Source organism: Aliivibrio sp. 1S175, assembly GCF_001690985.1.
Lineage (GTDB): Bacteria > Pseudomonadota > Gammaproteobacteria > Enterobacterales > Vibrionaceae > Aliivibrio.
Genome location: NZ_MAJS01000020.1, coordinates 1 through 3,169, shown reverse-complemented (window position 1 = coordinate 3,169; position 3,169 = coordinate 1). Strand labels below are relative to the sequence as shown.

Sequence of the window (3,169 nt, the reverse complement as noted above, 5' to 3'; positions counted from 1 at the left end):
TTATGCAGGCGTTATGCCTTATGATTGTATCTGCATGTTTATATGAATATACGGGCTATTTTATAGCCCGTATTAATAACGTTAGTCATCAATGATTTGTGATTCTAGCATTGGGTTTCTTGTTTCACTTGGAAGCTCTTCTGCTCGTTTTTGTGTATTCCAAGTAATATTTGCTATTTCTTTTATACGATCAACTAGTGGTTTGGCATCGTTACCAAATTTTCCTAGAACTACACCAGCATCACCAACTAAACCCCAGAAACGGTCAAGATCAGCGACACGTTTATGTAGTTCTGATTGAAGCTTTTCTAGCCGTTTTAATAAACGGTGTTTATGATCTTCTTCAATCATGGTGCTTTGAGATATGTGCTCACGTAATTCGGTAATTAAGTGTTGAATTCTATCGATATCTCCTTGGCTGAATTCGTAAGCAAAAGTTGATTTTAATTTGTGCGCATAACGATTTTTAATCTCAATTATATTGAGGCATGTTTCTTGTTCTTTAATAGCATCAGTCGCATCTGCTAGGTAATTTATTAAATTTGAGCAATTGGCAGAAATGCTAGATGTAGCTTCAGGTAAAGGTATACCAAAGAAGTTTAAATTATATGTCTCGATTACATCATTAATTAAAATACAGCCATTCCATAAAACCTCATGGTTCCCTTCTGAGGAACTAACCGATTTATTGAGGTTGAGATCAATAATTTTTATTACATCAACTAAACCTTTTAATGGGTTTTCATCAATTAGTTCAAAAAGTTCATCGCTAAATAAGTTCATTAATCATCCATCTACTCTATAACTGATATAGTATTATATATGGGGCTAACTTTTTATTTATCAATGTTATATAGATTAAAATACGATGTTTTTTGAACAGGCATAACAAATGCATCAACACGATTTTCTACATTCGGCATTCTAGGTTTCTTTGAGTTCACCGCGTTAAGTGGTAAATTTAAGTTTAATCTGCATGGTAGAAAACGTGTTATGCAGGCGTTATATTTTTGGAGGAATAATGGAACATCGTTTAGATTTACTTGAAAATGCCATTGATAGTTTAAAAGAAGCACTGGAGAAATATCAAGATGGTGAAAGGAAAGGATTATCTTCATATAAATTTGCCATTTTGCATTTTTCTCATTTTTTCGAGTTATTATTTAAGCATTACGTTACGAAGTCGCATCCATTACTTATTTATAAAAACCCGTTTAGTCGTAAAATAGACAAAGAAAATACGATTGGTTTATGGGATGCGGTTCAATTTCTCCGTAATGAAGGAATGGAAATAAGTAAAGATTTTAATAATGACCTAGTTTGGATTAAAAAACTTAGAAATGATATTGAGCATTATAAGTTCGAATTAAATGCTGTAGAAGTTAATCAAACTCTTGGTCGATTAATACGAGCAACAAATGAATTTAACGATGAGCATGGTATTATTGACGTAACCAAATATCTCGGAGGACGTCACCTTCAAATTTATAATGAATTAGGTGATGAATATACAACAAAACTTTATAGCTCTCGAATAGAAGCGAAGGATGAATCTGATGATGGTGATGGTCATTATTGTGATTGGTGTGGTGAATCTAATGTCGCAGCTAAAAAGGGTGATAAGTTGCATTGTAAACTCTGTGAGGAAATTACTCAGTTAATTGAGTGCTCTATTTGTCAGGAATCTTTTAGTGAAGAGGAAGTTAGAGTCTGGAATGACGATCATCCACCTCATGTCGATCATATTTGTGATTATTGCTATGACAAAATTATGAATATGTAGAATAAAATATAACAATCGCATCAACACGATTTGCTACATTCGGCATTCTAGGTTTCTTTGAGTTTACCGTATTAAGTGGTAAATTTAGGCTTAATTTGCATAGTAGCAAACGTGTTATGCAGGCGTTAACTCGCAAAAAATAGTAAGAGGTGGTTGTTTGGAAAATGAATGGGCAGAAGTGGCGAATAATTTAATCAAAATAGGCTTACCGTCTTTGATTACAGGCGTAGTAACAGTATTAGGCGTTAAATTCAACACTAAAGCGACACACGATAAATTTTTTATTGAGCATAAAACTAAATTGTTGGAAAAAATATCAGATGATATTGATGCTTATTTTGATTCTTGGAATATGGTCTATTCTAAAGTAGGAGCTATTTCCAAAAGAAAACAGCATGATGAAGAAGATATTAAACTAACATCTTCTCAAATTGAAGCAATTAAAGAGCGGGATAAAGTATTAGTTGATAACTGGAATAAAAGACAGTCATGTTTATCTAAATTGCGATTATTAGGTGCTGAAAGCGCAGTTGATAAGTTAAGAAAATGTGTCGTGTTGGAAGCAGAGTTACGCGACATGATTATTTTTGACAAAAAGTATCCAAATTATAATGAGTTATCTGAACTTAGAAGAAATGCTAAAAATGCACAAAGAGTATTTCACGATACATTAGCAAAAGTTTATGCTGAAATTGCAAGTTAACAAATGCATCAACACGATTTACTACACTCGGCAATCTCAGTTTGCCGGGTGTTTCTCGTTTTAAGGCGTCAATATTAAGTATAATTGCATAGTAGTAAACGTGTTATGCAGGCGTTATATTGCGAAAATAGTTAAGAGGATTTCATGGAAGAACAGTCTCAAGTCTACTTAAATCAATATCTAAGCTCACTTTCTGAAATTGAGCGTGAAAAGTATCAATCATTCAGTTCAGACTATTTCTGTGCTGATGAGCATAATGCCAATCTATGTGCTGAATTAATCCGAATTGGTCAAAAGACAGCAACTTGTAGTTTAAATATTTGGTATGAATCTGGCGAAGAACCAATGCCAACCGTTGGTCATTTACAAGTGGTCGTTGATTGGAATGGGAAACCAATTTGTATCATTGAAATTGATTCAGTTGAAACGTGTAAATATAACGAAGTTACGGCTGAATTTGCTCATGCAGAAGGCGAGGGCGACCGTTCATTAAAATGGTGGCGTGAAGCTCATTGGCGTTTCTTTGCTGCTGAATGTTCAGAGTTAAATATTGAGCCTAGTGAGGACATGGTTCTTGTATTGGAACGATTTCATGTCGTTTATCAATAGGCAATATAACAAATGCATCAACACGATTTGCTACATTCGGCGTTGTCAGTTTGCCTTTAGTTTCAGTGATTAAG

At 33.9% G+C, this 3,169-nt stretch carries 4 protein-coding genes; 3 read left to right on the top strand and 1 reads right to left on the bottom strand.

What is annotated here, in order from left to right; translation table 11 throughout:
* Window positions 1-81: 81 nt before the first annotated feature.
* Window positions 82-783, bottom strand: coding sequence for a hypothetical protein (locus A6E06_RS09155; RefSeq protein ID WP_065591852.1), 702 nt, complete (start codon window positions 781-783; stop codon window positions 82-84).
* A 238-nt stretch (window positions 784-1,021) separates the two neighbouring features.
* Here A6E06_RS09155 and A6E06_RS09150 point away from each other — a divergent pair, with 238 nt between their 5' ends.
* From A6E06_RS09150 to A6E06_RS09140, 3 genes are all read left to right on the top strand, one after another.
* Window positions 1,022-1,783: a hypothetical protein gene (locus A6E06_RS09150; protein WP_065591853.1), complete on the top strand. Its 762-nt coding sequence runs from the start codon at window positions 1,022-1,024 to the stop codon at window positions 1,781-1,783.
* Between the two features lie 157 nt (window positions 1,784-1,940).
* Window positions 1,941-2,486 (top strand): hypothetical protein, encoded by a 546-nt coding sequence (locus A6E06_RS09145; protein ID WP_065591854.1) that lies wholly within the window; start codon window positions 1,941-1,943, stop codon window positions 2,484-2,486.
* A gap of 144 nt (window positions 2,487-2,630) precedes the next feature.
* Window positions 2,631-3,095, top strand: coding sequence for an ASCH domain-containing protein (locus A6E06_RS09140; RefSeq protein WP_065640690.1), 465 nt, complete (start codon window positions 2,631-2,633; stop codon window positions 3,093-3,095).
* The last annotated feature ends 74 nt before the right edge of the window (window positions 3,096-3,169 follow it).

Coding starts and splice junctions, on each gene's coding strand:
- A6E06_RS09155 (WP_065591852.1), bottom strand. CDS start 783: ATGAACTTATTTAGCGATGAACTTTTTGAACTAATTGATGAAAACCCA.
- A6E06_RS09150 (WP_065591853.1), top strand. CDS start 1,022: ATGGAACATCGTTTAGATTTACTTGAAAATGCCATTGATAGTTTAAAA.
- A6E06_RS09140 (WP_065640690.1), top strand. CDS start 2,631: ATGGAAGAACAGTCTCAAGTCTACTTAAATCAATATCTAAGCTCACTT.